The following is a 16,472-nucleotide window of genomic DNA, read 5'->3' as shown; positions in this document are numbered from 1 at the left end:
CCTCTGCCCCGATCACAACCACCACACCGACCGTCCCGGCTCACCGGTACCCCGACGCTACCCACCTCATCTGAGCGCCGCACCCAACTCGTCGCAGCGCGCGAGCATCTCGGCACCGTCTCGCACGCTGACGACACCACTGCAGTGTTCGGCGTAGTCGGCCATCGCGCAGCCGGATTGCGACCAGTACCGTTCGGGTTCCGGTGTGATCCAGGCGATCCGATGCGACCGGCGGCCGACTTCGGCGACGAGGTCGACACGCGGATCGAGTCCGTTGCTACGCGCGTCCCCGACGACGAGCACCGACGTCCGCCTGCTGATCAGGTCCCCGAAATCGCCCAGCAACTCGCCGAACATCCGCCCGTAGTCGCTCGTCGCGGCGAGATCCAGACCGTCGGCGGCAAGCACCGCCGCGAGAGCCGAGTCGGCCGCCGCGGTTCGGAGGGCGGTCGTGACGCGCACCGGCCGATCGACGAACGCGACGACCTCACATCGGTCGCCGAAGCGGTGCAGTGTCTGTGCCAGACGCAGGATGAACCCGGTGACCGGGCGGACCGACAGCGAGACGTCGACGAGTACCAGCATCCGGACCGGACCGGGCCGCCTGCGGCGCCGCCACAGTTCGGCGGGCACGCCGTCGGTCGCGACCGCCGCGCGCATGGTCGCGCGGATGTCGAGGGCACCGCGGTCGACCGGGCGGACCACCCGACGCGGTGCACCGCGCATGCGCTGGATCAGCCGGTGGCAGGCGCGATCGATCTCGGCCTGGTCGACGTACCCCTCGGCCGGCCGGTCGGACCCGGACACCGCCTCGACGCCGCCGTCGGCGTCCAGCCGGGAGACCAGCGCATCGACAAAAGCACCGAGTGCGCGTTCGAGTTCGGCCCGCCGGGCCTCGCCGAGATCCTCGTTTCCGTCGGCGCCGTATGCCTTGCGCGGATCGTAGGCGTCGAGCGCAGCGAGGATGGCGTGGGCGCCGGTCAGCCCGAGCGGCCGGCTCGAGACCCGGGCCGCCGATCCGGTCAGCTCGCCGACGGTCGCCGAGTCGGCGGTGTCGACCTCGACCGTGTACGTCACTCCCCCGCCGGTCGTGCCGCCGTCCGGGTCGACGCCGAGCTGTTCGGCGCCGGCCGACACGCTGAAGTCGTTCTCCTCCCGGTGAGCGCTCTCGGCGTCACGGTGCGCGGCATCGGGATCATCGGCCATCAAGTGGCCGATCTCATCGGTGTGTTCGTCGGCTCCTATCTGGCGGGCAGCGCCCTCGAACTCGTCGTCCCAGACCACGTCGTCGGGCAGATCAGCCGCGACGCCACGGGCCCGGGGAAGGTCGTCCTCATCCGGCTGATCGGGGTCGGCGCCGAGGAAGAACAGTGCGAAGGCACGCTCGAAACCCGCTGTCTCATAACCGTATTTCACGCACACGCTCTGTAGCGCCGCACGCAGGACCACCGGCTCGGCGGCACCGACCATCGACAGGGTCCGGCGGATCTCGATGACCTCGGCGGGCGAGGCCGCGACCCCCGAGCTCCGCAGGACCCGTCCGAACGTGACCGCGAGCAGGTCGAGCGGGTCGGCACGCCTCGACGCGACGACCGACATCGGGGTCATCGGCCCGGGCGGCTACCCGCACTGCGGGCACGCCCGGCACCGAACGCACGGGCGGTCACCGACCCGCCGGGCGTCGTCCCGTCGACCCCGACGGGCAACCCGACCGCCGTTGACCCACCGGCGTCGGCGCCGACGGACAGTGCGCGCCGGGCGATCTCACCGTCGGAGCCGAACTTCACGAGCAGGGCGAGCAGAGCACTGTGGTCATCCGCGCCGATCGGCCTTCCCGGTTGCCCGTCGCGTGCGCCGAGGTAGGAGGCGGCTCGCGCCGCGTCGATCACCTCTGCGATGGACGGACTCTTGCGCAACGGGAGGTCCCGGAGACGACGCGCGAGATCGACCACCTCACCGATGATCGCTTCCTCGACGTCGGGCGCACGGACCGCGACGATGTCCCGCTCGGTCTGCGGGTCCGGGTAGTCGACCTGGAAGTGCAGGCAGCGACGCTTGAGCGCCGGCGAGAGTTCGCGGGTGTCGTTGGAGGTCAGGATGACCCACGGCGACGATCGGGCGGTGAACGTCCCGAGTTCGGGGACGGTCACCTGACGCTCGGCGAGGACCTCGAGCATGACCGCCTCCATCGCCTCGTCGGTGCGGTCGATCTCGTCGACGAGCAGGACCGTCGGCGACGGCGACGTGATGGCCGCCATCAGCGGCCGAGCCACCAGGAAGTCCTCGGTGTAGACGCCGACCTCGGCGCGCGCCAGCGCCGAACTCGCGGCCGAGAGGGTCGTCTCGGCAGCGAGTTCGACACTGATCCGATCGCGCAGCATCTGCACATGGAGAAGCTGTCGCGCGTAATCCCATTCGTAGAGGGCGCGCGACTCGTCGAGACCCTCATAACACTGCAGCCGGACGAGCTCGCGCCCCGACGCCGCCGCCAGCGCTTTCGCCAGCTCCGTCTTGCCGACCCCGGCCGGCCCCTCCAGCAGGAGGGGCCGGTCGAGGAGTGTCGCGAGATGGACGACGACCGCCAGTTCCGGACCGATCAGATAGCCCTGCCCAACCAGCGCGTCGGTCAGCTCCTCCACGGACGGGAAGGAACGGCTGTCCGGGGTGTCCCGGGTGATGTCCTCGGGCGTTTCCCGAGGTGCGCAGACGTGCGTCATCGGATGTCGGACTCCTTGTCGGCCTTTGGCTCTCGGATCGGGCGGGTTCGGATCAGGCGGGCGGGCAGGACGGATCAGTAGCTGCCGGTGAAGGCGTGCGCCACCATCGGGATCAGCGATTCGACGGTGCTCTCACGCGGGTTGCCCGGCGTGCACCAGTCGTCCATCATGTGCTCGGCGATGGCGCGGATCTGCTTGTCCGAGGTGTCCATGGTCTCGCCGCGGCCCTCGTACTTGCCGGTGTTCATGCGGTTCTTGTCGTAGCTGCTCGTCGACAGCTGACCGAAGTTGTCCGGGATACCGAGGTCTTTGCCCAGCCGGATGGCCTCCTCGACGGCGGCGTCGGCGGCCTGCACGGTCGTCATCTTCGACGTGTCGACACCGAGCAGCGCGGCGATCTCGGCGTAACGCTCGTAGCGAGACGGCAGGTTGTACTCCCAGACGCGGGGCAGGGCGATGGCGTTGTTCAGCCCGTGATGGCTGTCGTAGAACGCGCTCACCGCATGCGACAGCGAGTGCACGAGACCGAGACCGCCGGAGTTGAACGCCTGCGCGGAGATGTACTGCGCGTACATCATCCCGGTGCGGGCCGCCAGGTTCCGCGGGTCGTACACGGCGGTGCGCAGATGGTCGCGGATCAGCTCGATCGAGTACTTGGCATTGCCCAGTGACGGTGCGAAGTCCAGACGCGAGACGTACGGCTCGCTCGCGTGGGCAAGCACGTCGAAGCCACAGAACGCGGTGAAGTGTTCGGGGCACGTGTAGTAGAGCAGCGGGTCGTCCATCGCCAGGTCGACGAGACACGTGTCGTCGAACGCCACCCACTTGTGCGGCTTGTTCATGTCCGAGGTGTCGGTGATGACGTACGCCCAGGAGGTCTCCGACCCCGTGCCGGCCGTGGTCGAGACCGCGATGTGCTTGGGGTTCTCCTTGTTGGTGGCCTTGGAGAAGCCCTCGAACTCGTTGATGTTGCGGCCGTCGTGCGCGATGACCATGCGGGCGCCCTTGGCGGCATCATGACTGGAACCGCCGCCCACCGAGATGATGCCGTCGCACTTCTCCGACTGGTAGAGGGCCGCGGCGTCCATGCAGTTGTAGTCCTTGGGGTTGGACTCCACCTGGTCGTAGAGGACGACGTCGACGCCCTGGTACTCGATCTTGCCGATCAGCTCCTCGATGATCCCGGAACCGCGCAGCCCCGTGGTCATCAGCAGTGCGCGGGTCATGCCCAGATCCTTGGCCTCGACACCGAGCATGTCGTGCGCGCCGACACCCAGCTTCGCCTTCGGGAACGGGTGGAACTCCTTGATCGGGAAGTCCCAGATCTGGTTCAGCTCAATGGCCATGGTGGTGAACTCCTTGTGACGGTTGGGTCTGTCACAACGAGAATGTCGCCCAGATCACAACCGGGACAAGGGGTCCTGCCCGTACTCGACAACAGTGCACCCGGCCGGACGGGCCGGCACCTGTCCGATCGGACAGGGTTCAGTCGCGCATGCGCTCGATCTCGCCGCCGAGACTGCGCAGGATCTCCACGAAGTGGGGGTATCCGCGATCGATGTGCTCGACGTCGTGCACCTCGGTCACCCCGTCGGCGACGAGCCCGGCCAGCACGAGGCCGGCGCCGGCGCGGATGTCCGAGCACCAGACCGGCGCGCTCGACAGGCGGTCGATCCCGCGGATGACCGCGTGGTGGCCGTCGGTCCGGGCGTCGGCCCCGAGACGGACCATCTCCTCGACGAAGCGGAAGCGGGCCTCGAAGACGTTCTCGGTGATGACCGACATGCCGTCGGAGATCGCGGCCAGACCGATCGCCATCGGTTGCAGATCGGTGGGAAAGCCGGGGAACGGCAGGGTGGACACGTTGACGGCGGTGGGCCGGCGGTCGTGCCGGACCCGGAAGCCGTCGTCGAAGGTGTCGACCACGGCCCCGGTGTCGCCCAGTTTGTTCAGAACCAACTGCAGGTGTTCGGGTTTCACGCCGCGCACGGTGACGTCACCGCGGGTCATCGCGGCCGCGATACCCCAGGTCGCGCCGACGATGCGGTCCCCGACCACCCGGTGGGTCGTCGGATGCAGTCGGTCGACACCGACGACGGTCAGGGTCGAGGTGCCGGCACCGTCGATCTGTGCGCCCATCTGCTGCAGCATCACGCAGAGGTCGACGATCTCGGGCTCACGCGCGGCGTTGTCGATGGTGGTCTGTCCCTCGGCGAGCACCGCGGCCATGAGGATGTTCTCGGTCGCACCCACCGACGGGAACTCCAGCGCGATCGGAGCGCCGACCAGGGTGTCGGCCTCGGCCACCACACAACCGTGCTCGATGGTGCTCGTGGCGCCGAGCGCGCGCAGACCCGCCTGATGCATGTCGAGCGGCCGGGAGCCGATCGCGTCGCCGCCGGGCAGCGCGACGACCGCGCGATGGCACCGCGCCATCAACGGGCCGAGGACGCAGACCGAGGCGCGGAACTGACGGACCGCCGCGAAATCGGCGTGGAATTTCGGTTCGGCGGGAGCGGTGATGGTGACCGTCTCGCCATCCATCTCGACGACCGCACCCAGACCGCGGAGCACGTCGGCCATCAGCGGGACGTCGGCGATCTCGGGTGCATTGGTCAGCACGGTCGTCCCCTCGGCGAGGAGGGCCGCGGCCATGAGTTTCAGGACGCTGTTCTTTGCGCCACCCACTGCCACCTCGCCGGACAGACGCGCTCCCCCGGACACCAGAAACCGATCGCTCACGCCTGCCACCTTAACCGCCCGGGTTCGCGGCCCCCGGCCCAGTGGGTCCGACCCCGCACGTCCGAGACCGCGCGTCGGGCCACCCGGCCATCGCGCAGTACATTCGACGCATGGCGGTACACCTGACGAGGATCTACACCCGGACCGGTGACGACGGCTCCACCGGACTGAGCGACTTCTCCCGGGTTCCCAAGACCGATCCGCGCGTGGTCGCCTACGCCGACTGCGACGAGGCGAATGCCACCATCGGTCTCGCCCTGGCGCTCGGCGGCGAGGTACCCGACGACATCCGAGCGGTCCTCACCACCGTCCAGAACGATCTCTTCGACGCCGGAGCCGACCTGTCCACACCCGTCGTCGAGGATCCCCAGTACCCGCCGTTGCGCATCGCGCAGGACTACATCGACGCACTCGAGCGGTGGTGCGACGCCTTCGGCGCCGAGCTGCCCGCGCTGGACTCCTTCATCCTGCCGGGCGGCACGCCCCTTGCCGCCCTGTTGCACCAGGCACGAACGGTGACCAGGCGAGCGGAACGGTCGGCGTGGGCCGCGGTGTCGGCTCATCCGGACGACACGAGCGTCTTGCCGGCCAAGTACCTCAACCGGTTGTCCGACCTGCTGTTCATCCTGTCGCGGGTCGCGAACCGCACTCGCCCCACCGCGGGAGGCGACCAGCAAGGCGCGGACTCACCCGGTGACGTCAAGTGGGTTCCGGGCGGTAGCCGACAGCGGCCGGCCTCGAAGAGCGAGTCCTAGGCGCTCTTGCGCCGCTGCGATCGCGCGGACTGCCGGGATTCCAGCCAGGACTGGAACGCGGTCACCGCACCCGGGCCCATCGCCAGTTCGTAATCGTCGTCGGCCTGGCCGGCCGACTGCACCTGCAGGATGAGCATCCCGTCGAGGATCTCGGTCTCGGTCCCCTCCGGCGCTCGACGACCGGAGATCTCCATACCCTGTCGGGCGAACGTCACGTTCGGTCCCGGTTTCAGGGACGTGAGGCGGTAGTACCGGAGCGAGTGATCGCTGTAGTGCACGGTGCCGTGCCGCCATCCCTCGTCGACCGCGGCGGGCACGGTGCGCAGCAGGACCGGCGTGCCGGCACGCCGGAGCTGGGCGAGACGAATCGTCAAGAAGGCGCACAACAGGACCGCCACCGCCAGCAGCACACTGAGCAACACGACCGCCAGCGACATCACCTACTCCTTCGTGCAGTCACCGCGTGCGGGCGAAAGCGTCGAACCCGGTAGGGCTCAAGACGGCTCGGGCTGCGCACACGCGGGACAGGGGGCTGTGATGACAAGCATGCCAGAACCCGCACATGACACGCCAAACGGCCTCGGCCGGCCATCGGATCTCTCCCGATGGCCGGCCGAGGCCGCTTGTTGAACCCAGACCGCTCGCGCGGGCCGTTCTAGCGTGAAAGGTGTTGTGCCGCAGTCAGACGCGCGTGAGCACGGTGGTACTCCGGCGAATCCGGCTCCGCCTCGTCGAGCGCGGTCTTCTCCGCGTTGACGTCGACGTCGTCAGCCCAGTCGGCAGACTCCGCCAGCACCGTCACGGCCTCGCCGGTGACGGAGAGGAACCCGCCCTCGACCGCAGCCGCACGACGGTTGCCGTTCTCCTCGACGATGACCACGAAGCCACCCGGGACCAGCTGGCCCAGGAGCGGCTCGTGGTTGGCCAGGACACCCAGCTCACCGACGGTGGTCTGCGCGATCACGAACGTGGCCTCTCCCGAGTACAGGCTCTGATCCGCGGAGACAACCTCCACGTGGAAGGACTTCTCAGCCATGGCGAATCGCTACTTTCCGCTGATCTTGGCGGCGGCGGCCTCCACGTCGTCGAGTCCACCGCAGCTGTTGAACGCCTGCTCGGGCAGGTGGTCGAACTCACCCTTGGCAACACGGTCGAAGGCCTCGATGGTGTCGGCGAGCGGGACGACCGAGCCCTTCTGGCCGGTGAACTTCTCGGCGACGAGGAAGTTCTGGCCGAGGAACTTCTGGATACGGCGAGCGCGCTGCACCGTGACCTTGTCCTCTTCGGAGAGCTCGTCCATACCGAGGATGGCGATGATGTCCTGCAGCTCCTTGTACTTCTGCAGGATGCGCTTGACCTCGTTGGCGACGCGGAAGTGCTCGTCGCCCACGATCGACGCCTCGAGGATGCGCGAGGTCGAGGTCAGCGGGTCCACGGCGGGGTAGATACCCAGCTGCGAGATCGGACGCGAGAGCTCGGTGGTCGCATCGAGGTGAGCGAACGTGGTGGCCGGCGCCGGGTCGGTGTAGTCGTCGGCGGGGACGTAGATCGCCTGCAGCGAGGTGATCGAGCGACCCTTCGTCGAGGTGATGCGCTCCTGGAGCTCACCCATCTCGTCGGCCAGGGTCGGCTGGTAACCGACCGCGGACGGCATACGACCGAGGAGGGTCGAGACCTCCGAGCCGGCCTGCGTGAAGCGGAAGATGTTGTCGATGAAGAGCAGCACGTCCTGGTGCTTCACATCGCGGAAGTACTCCGCCATGGTCAGCGCCGAGAGAGCCACGCGCATACGCGTGCCCGGCGGCTCGTCCATCTGACCGAACACCAAGGCGGTGTCCTGGAGAACGCCCATCTCCTCCATCTCGAGGTGGAGGTCGGTGCCCTCACGGGTGCGCTCGCCGACGCCGGCGAACACCGAGGTGCCGGAGAACTCACGCGCGATACGCGTGATCATCTCCTGGATGAGGACGGTCTTGCCGACGCCCGCACCACCGAACAGACCGATCTTGCCGCCCTTGACGTACGGGGTCAGCAGGTCGATGACCTTGATGCCGGTCTCGAGGATCTCGGTCTTGCCCTCGAGCTCGTCGAAGGCCGGCGGCTTGCGGTGGATGCTCCACTGCTCGCCGTCGCGGCCGAGGCCCGGGCTGTCGAGGCAGTCACCGAGGGCGTTGAAGACGTGACCCTTGACGACGTCACCGACCGGCACGACGATCGACTTGCCGGTGTCGGACACAGCCGCGCCGCGGACCAGGCCGTCGGTCGGCTGCATCGAGATGGTGCGCACCAGGTTGTCACCGAGATGCTGGGCGACCTCGAGGGTCAGCGTCTTGGCGACCGAGGAGAGGGCGACCTCGGCGTGGAGGGCGTTGAACAGTTCAGGAATCGAGCCCCGCGGGAACTCGACGTCGACCACGGGGCCGATGATGCGGACGACCCGCCCGTCGGCGGAACCCGCCGACTTCGCGGAGGGGGTTTCTACTGCTGCGGTCATGGTGCTTGGGTCACTTCCTCTTTATCGAAGTATGGGTTCTCGTCGATCCGGGCTCGTCTGGCGCAGACGGCTAGTTCGCCAGTGCGCTCGAGCCGCCGACGATCTCGCTGATTTCCTGGGTGATCTGGGCCTGGCGGAGCTGGTTGGCCTCGCGCGACAACGACTTGGACAGTTCCTCGGCGTTGTCGGTCGCGGCCTTCATCGCGGTACGGCGCGCGGCCGATTCCGAAGCCGACGAATCCAGCAGTGCCGCGTAGACCCGCGTCGCCACGTACTTCGGCAGCAGCGCGTCGAGCAGTGTCTCGGCCCCGGGCTCGAAGGTGTAGTTGCGCGACGGCGTGTCGTCGGACGAGTCATCGTCTTCGGAGACGACCAGCGGGGCGACCCGCCGGACCTCGGGCACCTGCGCCAGCATCGACTGGAAGCGGGTGTAGACCAGATGGAGCTCGTCGACGCCCTCGAGCTTGCCGTCACCTTCCGGACGATCGACCTCGGTGCCCGAACCGGCCTGGAAGAGATCCACCAGGAAGCTGGTCGCGGTCGCGGCATCGGAGTACTGCGGGGACTCCGAGAAGCCCGTCCACGAGTCCGAGATCTCCAAACCACGGAAGCTGAAGAACCCGACACCCTTGCGGCCCATCACGAACAGGACCGCCTCTTTGCCCTCGTCGCGCAGGAGTGCGATGAGCTCGCGGGTCGCCTTGAGCACGTTGGCGTTGTAACCGCCACACATTCCGCGGTCACTGGTCACGACCAGGATCGCGGCGCGCTTCGGGTTCTCCCGCTCGTTGAGCAGCGGGTTGTCCAGCGATCCCGAGTTGCTCGCCAGCTCCGAGAGCACGGCGGTCATCTCCTGCGAGTACGGCTTGGCCGCGGCCACCCGTCCCTGGGCCTTGGTGATACGCGAGGTCGCGATCAGCTCCTGAGCCTTGGTGATCTTCTTGGTCGACTGGACCGACCGGATGCGTGAGCGCAGCTCACGAATGCTGGCCATGAGCCCTCACCCCTTCCTTTTCGCGATGTCCGTTGACGAGTGAGATCACTTGCGGATCTTGATCTCTTCGTTCTCGACGTTGTCGGCATCCATCGCCTCGGCCTCGGCCTCGTTGACGACACGACGGCCGTCGTGGGTGAGGTAGCCGTTCTTGAACTTGTTGGTCTCGGCGATCAGGGCCTCGGCCTGGTCGTCGGTGAGCACCTTGCCGCCGGCGATCGAGTCGTAGACACCGGTCGCGTTGTGGTGCAGGTGGCTCAGCAGCTGGGTCTCGAAGTTGCGCACGTCGTCGACCGGGACCGAGTCGTAGTGGCCCTCACCGCAGAGGTAGATCGAGACGATCTGGTCCTCGACCGAGAAGGGGCTGTACTGGTCCTGCTTGAGCATCTCGACCCACCGGGCACCGCGCTCGAGCTGCGCCTTCGACGCGTCGTCGAGGTCGGAGGCGAAGGCCGAGAAGGCCTCCAGCTCGCGGAACTGGGCCAGCTCCAGACGCAGCGAACCCGAGACCTTCTTGAGGCCCTTGGTCTGTGCGGCACCACCGACGCGCGACACCGAGGTACCGACGTTGATGGCGGGACGGACGCCCTTGTTGAAGAGGTCCGACTCCAGGAACACCTGTCCGTCGGTGATCGAGATGACGTTGGTCGGGATGAACGCCGAGACGTCGTTGGCCTTGGTCTCGATGATCGGCAGGCCGGTCATCGAACCGCCGCCGAGTTCGTCGGACAGCTTGGCGCAACGCTCCAGCAGACGGGAGTGCAAGTAGAAGACGTCACCGGGGTATGCCTCGCGGCCCGGCGGGCGACGCAGCAGCAGCGAGATCGCGCGGTAGGCCTCGGCCTGCTTGGTCAGGTCGTCGAACACGATGAGGACGTGCTTGCCCTGGTACATCCAGTGCTGGCCGATGGCCGAGCCGGTGTACGGGGCGAGCCACTTGAAGCCGGCCGAGTCGGACGCGGGAGCCGCGACGATGGTGGTGTACTCCATCGCGCCGGCCTCTTCGAGCGCCGACTTGACGCCCGCGATGGTCGAACCCTTCTGACCGATGGCGACGTAGATGCAGCGGACCTGCTTGGAGGGGTCGCCGGTCTCCCAGTTGGCCTTCTGGTTGAGGATCGCGTCGATGCAGACCGCGGTCTTGCCGGTCTTGCGGTCGCCGATGACGAGCTGACGCTGTCCGCGGCCGATGGCGGTCATGGCGTCGATGGCCTTGATACCGGTGGCGAGGGACTCCTCGACCGGCTGGCGCTCGAGCACCGATGCGGCCTGCAGCTCGAGGACGCGCTGCTCGTCGGCCTCGATGTCGCCCTGGCCGTCGATCGGGGCGCCCAGCGGGTTGACCACGCGTCCGAGGAACGCGTCGCCGACGGGGACGGAGAGAACGTCGCCGGTACGGCTGACCTGCTGGCCTTCTTCCAGGGACTCGTAGTCACCCAGGATGACGGCGCCGATCTCGTCCTCGTCGAGGTTCAGTGCGACGCCGAGGACGCCGCCCGGGAACTCGAGGAGCTCGTTGGCCATTGCGCTCGGAAGGCCGCTGACGTGAGCGATGCCGTCCGAGGTATCGGTGATGATGCCGACCTCGTCGCGCGACGCTTCGGCTTCGAACGACGAGACGTACTGCTCGATCGCTCCCTTGATCTCGTCTGGTGAGATCGTCAACTCCGCCATGGGTTCTCGTCTTTCCTTGATGTGGCTCTGAGACTCAAAGGCTCTGAGCTCTGGGGCTTCGTGGGTTCGGGTGGTCGGGTGAGGAGCTCGTCAGCGCGGCAGTGTTTCCGCGGCCTTGGCCAGTCGCGTCGCGACATCGGCGTCGATGACCTCGTCGCCGACGCTGATCCGGAGACCGCCGAGCAGCTCCGGCGCGATCTCGGTCTGCACCGAGATGGTCCGACCGTAGATTCCGCCGAGCACGCTCGACAGGCGATCGATCTGGGCGTCCGACAGCGGTGAGGCGGACACCACGTGGGCGACCGACTCGCCACGACGGGCGGCGGCCAGCTCGGCGAGCTGATCGACCGCGACGTCCGCGGCCTGGCCGTGCAGTAGGCGCACGGTCGAGGACAGCAACGTCCAGGTGTGGGTGCCGACCTTGTCGCCGACCAGCTTCTGGAGCAGGTCGACGCGCTTGTCGGCGTCCTTGCCGTGGTCCGACAGCAGCGAGGAGAGCTGCGGGTTGGCCTCGAGGACTCGGCTCACACGGAAGAGCTCGTCCTCGACCTGCTCGATGACCCCGTCGCGTTCGGCGGCGGTGAGCACGATCAGAGAGTTCTGGCGGCGCAGACCGACGACGAAGTCGCTCGACGACGACCACCGCTGACTCGAGGCGGTCGCGAGCACCTCGACGACCACCGGGGCGACCTTGCCGTCGAACAGGCGGTGCACCAGGGCCTTCTTGCCCTCGGGGTTCTCGTCGTCCTCGACCAGACGCTTGCGCAGCACCGGGTTCTCGCCGAGGAAGTTGATCGCCGCGGTGAGGTCACCCGACGCGGCGGCGAGCGCCGACCCATCGAGATCGACTGCCGCCGAATCGAATTGCTCGGAGACGGCCAGTGCGGCATCACGGCTGGCCGCACGCATGGCGTGCAGACCGACGAGCGAGGCGCTCGAGGCGACCGCGTTCGACGAACCCGCCGACATCTCCTCGAGTTCGTCGATCACCCGGTCGACGCTGGCCGCCTGGGCCGAGTCGTCGGCCAGGTGGTTGCGCACCAGTTCGCCGGCCTTGTCGACGGCGGTGAGTCCGAGGTCGGTCCGCAACTGACGGACCAGGTTGGCACGCACCAGGGCGACCTGGTTGCGGCCGTGCTCGGAGATGCGCTTGACCTCGTGATCAGCCTGGGCGCGGATGTCGGAGGTGATCGCCTCGGCATCGGCCGCGGCGTCCTTCTGCATCTGCTCGGCCTCGGCCTTGGCCTCGGCGACGGCCTTCTCACGTGCCTGCTTGCCGTCGTCGACGCGCTTGGCGGCAGCCGCACTCTCGGCGAGCTGCTGACGGACGGTCTCCTGTCGATCCCGCATCATCTTCTGCACCGGCGGGCGGACGTACTTCCACAGCAGGAAGATGATGACCGCGAAGCCGAAGAGCTGAGCGATGAAGATCGCGGGGTCGAACGCAGCACCGATGTCGTGGAGCCAGGTGCCGATGGGGCCCTGGTCGGACTCGGTCTCAGTGTTGGCAGCCATGATCAGTTCACCGCTCCGCTCGTCGATCGGGTATCGGAAAGAGTTGCCGAGTCGACACCGAGCACACGCGCCGCAAGTGTCTTGGCGAGTGCGTCCACATCAGCTGCAGCCGTCGAGGCGGCCTGCTCACCCTGCGCCGCCAGCTCGGAGCTGGTCGACTGCAGGGCGGCGTCGGCCTCGGCGGTCGCTGCATGCTTCATCTCGTTCAGCTGTTCACGACCCTGGGCGCGAGCATCGTCGCGCTTGGCGGTGGCCTCACCGCGCGCCTCTTTGAGGAGCGAACGGAACTGCACGTCCGCATCCTCGAATTCGGCGGCGGCGGTCCGGTTGTCCTCCACGGTGCGGTGGATCATCGCGTCCCGCTCCTCGAGGACCTGCTGGATCGGCGGAACCACGAACTTGCGGATGACCAGCAGCAAAATCACGAAGATGAGCAGGACAACGAAGAACGTTCCATTCGGGAGCAGGAAGTTCTCTGCAGCAAGCGTCATTGTGGTGAGGTGTCGTTTCTACTCGGCGACAAAAGGGAGAGCGACGATCAGCCGGCGCTGATCGGGGTGGCGAACACGAAGAGCGCCATGAAGGCCAGGTTGATGAAGTAGGCCGCCTCGACCAGACCGACGGTGATGAAGAACGGGGTGAACAGGCGACCCTGTGCCTCGGGCTGACGGGCGATACCGGCGATCAGCTGGCTACCGGCCAGACCGTTACCGATACCGGCACCGACGGCGCCACCGGCCATGATCAGGCCGCCACCGATGAGTGCGCCGAGGCCAATCATTGGATCCATTGTGATATTTCCCTTTCGTTGCTGACATCTGGTGTGTCAGGTCTCTGGTTGCGCCGACAGGTGCCGGAGCAGGTCGTCATGTTCGGTTGTGGGCGCGGTCGTGAGTTGCCCCGCGCGGGTGCCCGGTCCGGGCGGTCAGTGATCCTCGGTCTCCATCGACTGCGAGAAGTAGAGGATCGTCAGCAGCGCGAAGATGAACGCCTGGATCAGACCGACGAAGAGTTCGAAGGACTTCCAGATCGCGTTGGGCGCCCACATGATGTACGGCGGGAACAGGGCGATCAGGGCGACCATCATGCTGCCGGCGAAGACGTTGCCGAAGAGTCGCAGCGACAGCGAGATCGGCTTGGTGAATTCCTCGATCACGTTGATCGGCGCGAGGAATGCGACGTGGCCCTTGATGATTCGCTTGGGGTGACCCAGCAGGCCGCGTGCCCGGAAGCCGGCGATCTGGTACCAGACGAAGACGAAGATCGCGAGGGCATAGGCGAAGTTCACGTCCGCGGCGGGCGGCTTGAGGATCTCGTGGTGACCGACCTGCACCGGCAGGATCGACAGCCAGTTGGAGATCAGGATGAAGGTGAAGAGCGAGACCGCGAGCGGGAGGACGTACGGGGCGATCTTCATGCCGATGGCACTCTCGACCTGACCACGCATCTGGATGGTGATGGCCTCCCAGAACAGCTGCACACCCGACGGCACACCGGTCGAGGTGACCTTCGACTTCAGGTAGAAGGCCAGCGCGAGCAGGATCGCCGCGGCCAGCGCCGTCGCGATGATGGTCTCCAGGTTGAAGGTCAGTCCGAACAGTTCGAACTTGGTGTAATGACCCACCTGGATGGCCGGTTCGCCATCCTCTGCGGCAAGGTTGAAGGCGGTCGTCATGGTTGGCTACGAAGTCCTTTCATCACCGGAATGACCGTGTTCAGCACCAAGACCACTTGGCCGATGGCGAGTCCGAACATCGCGCCCAACCCGTCGGGTTGGACCAGAAAAGCCGCCAGCAGCGCGAGCGCCGTGATGGCACCGAGTCGCATGGCGGAGTTGAGAGCAAGTGCGGTCTTACGTGGGTTCTCGTCGGCGACCACGACGTCGACTGCGCGTCGGACGAGGATCGCGTTGACGAAGATGCCGGCGACACCGAGCAGGAAGAAGACCGCGAAGAGCGGATGCCCGACGGCGAGCGAGACGGCGGCGACGACCACGATGAACCCGCCCGCGATGAGCGCGGGGCGGCGGAGTCCGGTCGGCGCCTGCGGATAGACGGGGGCCGAATCAGGGGCAGATGCGGTCATGTCCCTCTCCTCAGCTCTCCTACTCCATACCGATGGCACGGGGCACCCGCGTGCGTGCAGCAACACATGGCCGCTGGGCGTCAGCTCGCGTTTGGTGTGACCCTACCAACACCATTCCTGGCGTCTCACCGGGGGGTATACGTGGCAAGAGACGGAACCGGGGCTTTGTGTCCGGATCTGGCTCCCACTGACTACTACGGGCGATAGTACACCAGTATTTACGGTTTCCTTACCTTAGGCCCAGCGGAAGCATTCTCGGCAAACGCCAGGTTCCGCTCACCTGCTCAGCGATAGGCCTTGGTGGCCGTACGGAGTTCGGCGAAGCGCCGGTGCAGCCGCGGCGCCATCGTGACCAGCATGGCGACCACGAGTCCCGCTCCGAAGGCCGGGGCGACGACCGAGAGCGGGAACAGCGTGCTCGCCGCCGCCGAGAACGCCAGGACCCCCACCCACAGGTAGATGATCAGCGCGACGCGACGCTGCGAGTGCCCGAGCTCGAGCAGCCGGTGGTGCAGGTGCATCTTGTCCGGGGTGTAGAAGCCCACCCCGGCCCGGGTCCGCCGGATCACCGCCAACAACATGTCGAGCATCGGGATGAAGACGACGGCGGCGACGAGGATCAGCGGGGACAACAGGGTGAAGATGTCCGCCGGGCCGTAGGCATTGACGGCGATGCGGCCGGACGCGCTCGTGGATGCCGCGGCGAGCAGCAGCCCGATCAGCATCGCACCCGAGTCGCCCATGAAAATCCTTGCGGGAGAGAAGTTGTGCGGCAAGAAGCCGAGGCACGCACCGGCCAGCGCCATCGAGATGAGGGCCGGCGGGTAGTAGCTGACATCGCCCCCCTGGTCGCGCAACAGACCCAGGGAGAACATGCAGATCGCGGCCGCCGCGATGAGGCCCAGTCCGGCGGCGAGACCGTCGAGCCCGTCGACGAAGTTGATCGCGTTGATCGTCGCGACTGTGATCGCGACAGTCAGCAGACCGGCCTGCAGCGGGTCGAGCACGAGCGTGCCGATGTCGGCGAACGGGATGTAGAGCTGCAGCCAGCTGATGCCGAGCAGCACCAGCACTCCCGCCGCGGTCAGCTGTCCGACGAACTTCGTCAGCGCGTCCAGCCCCCAGCGGTCGTCGACGACGCCGACGAGGACGATGACCGTGCCGGCGGCGATCACCGCCGTCATGTCGGTGGTGTAGGCGAACCCGCGGTTGAGCGCCGGGAGGTTGGCGGCCAGGGCGATACCCGCGACCACTCCCCCGAACATCCCGAGCCCACCGAGGCGGGGCGTCGGGATCACGTGCACGTCGCGGACTCGCGGTACGGCGACCGCACCGGCGCGGATGGCGAAGACGCGGACCGCGGAGGTCAGCAGATAGGTCATCGCCGCGGCGGTCAGACCCACGAGCAGGAGCTCGCGCAGAGGCACGCCCGTCCCTCCCCCGTCCGAGGCGGCGAGCAACACCGGTGCGGCACCGGTCATCGCGTCACCACCGGC

At 67.3% G+C, this 16,472-nt stretch carries 16 protein-coding genes; 1 reads left to right on the top strand and 15 read right to left on the bottom strand.

Features of this window, described 5'->3' with window-relative positions:
* Positions 1 to 66 precede the first annotated feature (66 nt).
* The 4 genes from madC to murA form a co-directional block, all read right to left on the bottom strand.
* A complete protein-coding gene (gene madC / locus BCM27_RS10060) occupies positions 67 to 1,608 on the bottom strand; it encodes a MadC family VWA domain-containing protein (RefSeq protein ID WP_004021264.1) in 1,542 nt (513 codons plus the stop codon).
* Entirely contained in the window at positions 1,605 to 2,717 is a 1,113-nt protein-coding gene (locus tag BCM27_RS10055; RefSeq protein ID WP_004021263.1) for a MadB family AAA-type ATPase, read from the bottom strand. Before BCM27_RS10055 ends, madC begins: the two co-directional genes overlap by 4 nt.
* A 74-nt stretch (positions 2,718 to 2,791) precedes the next feature.
* Entirely contained in the window at positions 2,792 to 4,063 is a 1,272-nt protein-coding gene (mdo, locus tag BCM27_RS10050; RefSeq protein ID WP_004021262.1) for an NDMA-dependent methanol dehydrogenase, read from the bottom strand.
* A 139-nt stretch (positions 4,064 to 4,202) separates the two neighbouring features.
* Positions 4,203 to 5,459 carry a UDP-N-acetylglucosamine 1-carboxyvinyltransferase gene (murA, locus tag BCM27_RS10045; RefSeq protein ID WP_033205422.1) on the bottom strand — a complete coding sequence of 419 codons (1,257 nt, stop codon included), beginning with the start codon at positions 5,457 to 5,459 and terminating at the stop codon, positions 4,203 to 4,205.
* 110 nt (positions 5,460 to 5,569) lie between these two features.
* Between murA and BCM27_RS10040 the strand changes: the two genes are divergently transcribed.
* Positions 5,570 to 6,214: a cob(I)yrinic acid a,c-diamide adenosyltransferase gene (locus BCM27_RS10040; RefSeq protein ID WP_004021260.1), complete on the top strand. Its 645-nt coding sequence runs from the start codon at positions 5,570 to 5,572 to the stop codon at positions 6,212 to 6,214.
* On the opposite strand, the gene BCM27_RS10035 is transcribed toward BCM27_RS10040, so the two are convergent.
* The 11 genes from BCM27_RS10035 to BCM27_RS09985 all read right to left on the bottom strand — a co-directional run bounded on the left by BCM27_RS10035 (position 6,211) and on the right by BCM27_RS09985 (position 16,457).
* On the bottom strand, positions 6,211 to 6,651 hold the full coding sequence (locus BCM27_RS10035; RefSeq protein ID WP_004021259.1) for a DUF2550 domain-containing protein: 441 nt from the start codon (positions 6,649 to 6,651) through the stop codon (positions 6,211 to 6,213). The genes BCM27_RS10040 and BCM27_RS10035 overlap by 4 nt on opposite strands.
* 218 nt (positions 6,652 to 6,869) lie before the next feature.
* Entirely contained in the window at positions 6,870 to 7,250 is a 381-nt protein-coding gene (locus BCM27_RS10030) for a F0F1 ATP synthase subunit epsilon (protein WP_004021258.1), read from the bottom strand.
* A gap of 9 nt (positions 7,251 to 7,259) precedes the next feature.
* Positions 7,260 to 8,708 carry a F0F1 ATP synthase subunit beta gene (atpD, locus tag BCM27_RS10025; RefSeq protein WP_004021257.1) on the bottom strand — a complete coding sequence of 483 codons (1,449 nt, stop codon included), beginning with the start codon at positions 8,706 to 8,708 and terminating at the stop codon, positions 7,260 to 7,262.
* Between the two features lie 70 nt (positions 8,709 to 8,778).
* Entirely contained in the window at positions 8,779 to 9,702 is a 924-nt protein-coding gene (locus tag BCM27_RS10020; protein WP_004021256.1) for a F0F1 ATP synthase subunit gamma, read from the bottom strand.
* Positions 9,703 to 9,747: 45 nt separating this feature from the next.
* Positions 9,748 to 11,376, bottom strand: a complete 1,629-nt coding sequence (gene atpA, locus BCM27_RS10015) for a F0F1 ATP synthase subunit alpha (RefSeq protein WP_004021255.1) — start codon at positions 11,374 to 11,376, stop codon at positions 9,748 to 9,750.
* 90 nt (positions 11,377 to 11,466) lie between these two features.
* A complete protein-coding gene (locus BCM27_RS10010; RefSeq protein ID WP_004021254.1) occupies positions 11,467 to 12,891 on the bottom strand; it encodes a F0F1 ATP synthase subunit B/delta in 1,425 nt (474 codons plus the stop codon).
* A gap of 2 nt (positions 12,892 to 12,893) precedes the next feature.
* Positions 12,894 to 13,382, bottom strand: coding sequence for a F0F1 ATP synthase subunit B (locus tag BCM27_RS10005; RefSeq protein ID WP_004021253.1), 489 nt, complete (start codon positions 13,380 to 13,382; stop codon positions 12,894 to 12,896).
* Positions 13,383 to 13,429: 47 nt separating this feature from the next.
* Entirely contained in the window at positions 13,430 to 13,681 is a 252-nt protein-coding gene (locus BCM27_RS10000; RefSeq protein ID WP_004021252.1) for a F0F1 ATP synthase subunit C, read from the bottom strand.
* A gap of 135 nt (positions 13,682 to 13,816) precedes the next feature.
* Positions 13,817 to 14,566 carry a F0F1 ATP synthase subunit A gene (gene atpB / locus BCM27_RS09995; RefSeq protein ID WP_004021251.1) on the bottom strand — a complete coding sequence of 250 codons (750 nt, stop codon included), beginning with the start codon at positions 14,564 to 14,566 and terminating at the stop codon, positions 13,817 to 13,819.
* On the bottom strand, positions 14,563 to 14,976 hold the full coding sequence (locus BCM27_RS09990) for a hypothetical protein (RefSeq protein WP_004021250.1): 414 nt from the start codon (positions 14,974 to 14,976) through the stop codon (positions 14,563 to 14,565). Before BCM27_RS09990 ends, atpB begins: the two co-directional genes overlap by 4 nt.
* Before the next feature lie 284 nt (positions 14,977 to 15,260).
* Positions 15,261 to 16,457, bottom strand: a complete 1,197-nt coding sequence (locus BCM27_RS09985; RefSeq protein WP_004021249.1) for a glycosyltransferase family 4 protein — start codon at positions 16,455 to 16,457, stop codon at positions 15,261 to 15,263.
* Positions 16,458 to 16,472 lie beyond the last annotated feature (15 nt).

This window comes from Gordonia terrae (assembly GCF_001698225.1).
Lineage (GTDB): Bacteria > Actinomycetota > Actinomycetes > Mycobacteriales > Mycobacteriaceae > Gordonia > Gordonia terrae.
The sequence above is the reverse complement of the archived record's forward strand: the minus strand, read 5'-3'. Positions and strand labels throughout refer to the sequence as shown.

Coding starts and splice junctions, on each gene's coding strand:
- madC (WP_004021264.1), bottom strand. CDS start 1,608: ATGACCCCGATGTCGGTCGTCGCGTCGAGGCGTGCCGACCCGCTCGAC.
- BCM27_RS10055 (WP_004021263.1), bottom strand. CDS start 2,717: ATGACGCACGTCTGCGCACCTCGGGAAACGCCCGAGGACATCACCCGG.
- mdo (WP_004021262.1), bottom strand. CDS start 4,063: ATGGCCATTGAGCTGAACCAGATCTGGGACTTCCCGATCAAGGAGTTC.
- BCM27_RS10040 (WP_004021260.1), top strand. CDS start 5,570: ATGGCGGTACACCTGACGAGGATCTACACCCGGACCGGTGACGACGGC.
- BCM27_RS10035 (WP_004021259.1), bottom strand. CDS start 6,651: ATGTCGCTGGCGGTCGTGTTGCTCAGTGTGCTGCTGGCGGTGGCGGTC.
- BCM27_RS10030 (WP_004021258.1), bottom strand. CDS start 7,250: ATGGCTGAGAAGTCCTTCCACGTGGAGGTTGTCTCCGCGGATCAGAGC.
- atpD (WP_004021257.1), bottom strand. CDS start 8,708: ATGACCGCAGCAGTAGAAACCCCCTCCGCGAAGTCGGCGGGTTCCGCC.
- BCM27_RS10020 (WP_004021256.1), bottom strand. CDS start 9,702: ATGGCCAGCATTCGTGAGCTGCGCTCACGCATCCGGTCGGTCCAGTCG.
- atpA (WP_004021255.1), bottom strand. CDS start 11,376: ATGGCGGAGTTGACGATCTCACCAGACGAGATCAAGGGAGCGATCGAG.
- BCM27_RS10010 (WP_004021254.1), bottom strand. CDS start 12,891: ATGGCTGCCAACACTGAGACCGAGTCCGACCAGGGCCCCATCGGCACC.
- BCM27_RS10005 (WP_004021253.1), bottom strand. CDS start 13,382: ATGACGCTTGCTGCAGAGAACTTCCTGCTCCCGAATGGAACGTTCTTC.
- BCM27_RS10000 (WP_004021252.1), bottom strand. CDS start 13,681: ATGGATCCAATGATTGGCCTCGGCGCACTCATCGGTGGCGGCCTGATC.
- atpB (WP_004021251.1), bottom strand. CDS start 14,566: ATGACGACCGCCTTCAACCTTGCCGCAGAGGATGGCGAACCGGCCATC.
- BCM27_RS09990 (WP_004021250.1), bottom strand. CDS start 14,976: ATGACCGCATCTGCCCCTGATTCGGCCCCCGTCTATCCGCAGGCGCCG.
- BCM27_RS09985 (WP_004021249.1), bottom strand. CDS start 16,457: ATGACCGGTGCCGCACCGGTGTTGCTCGCCGCCTCGGACGGGGGAGGG.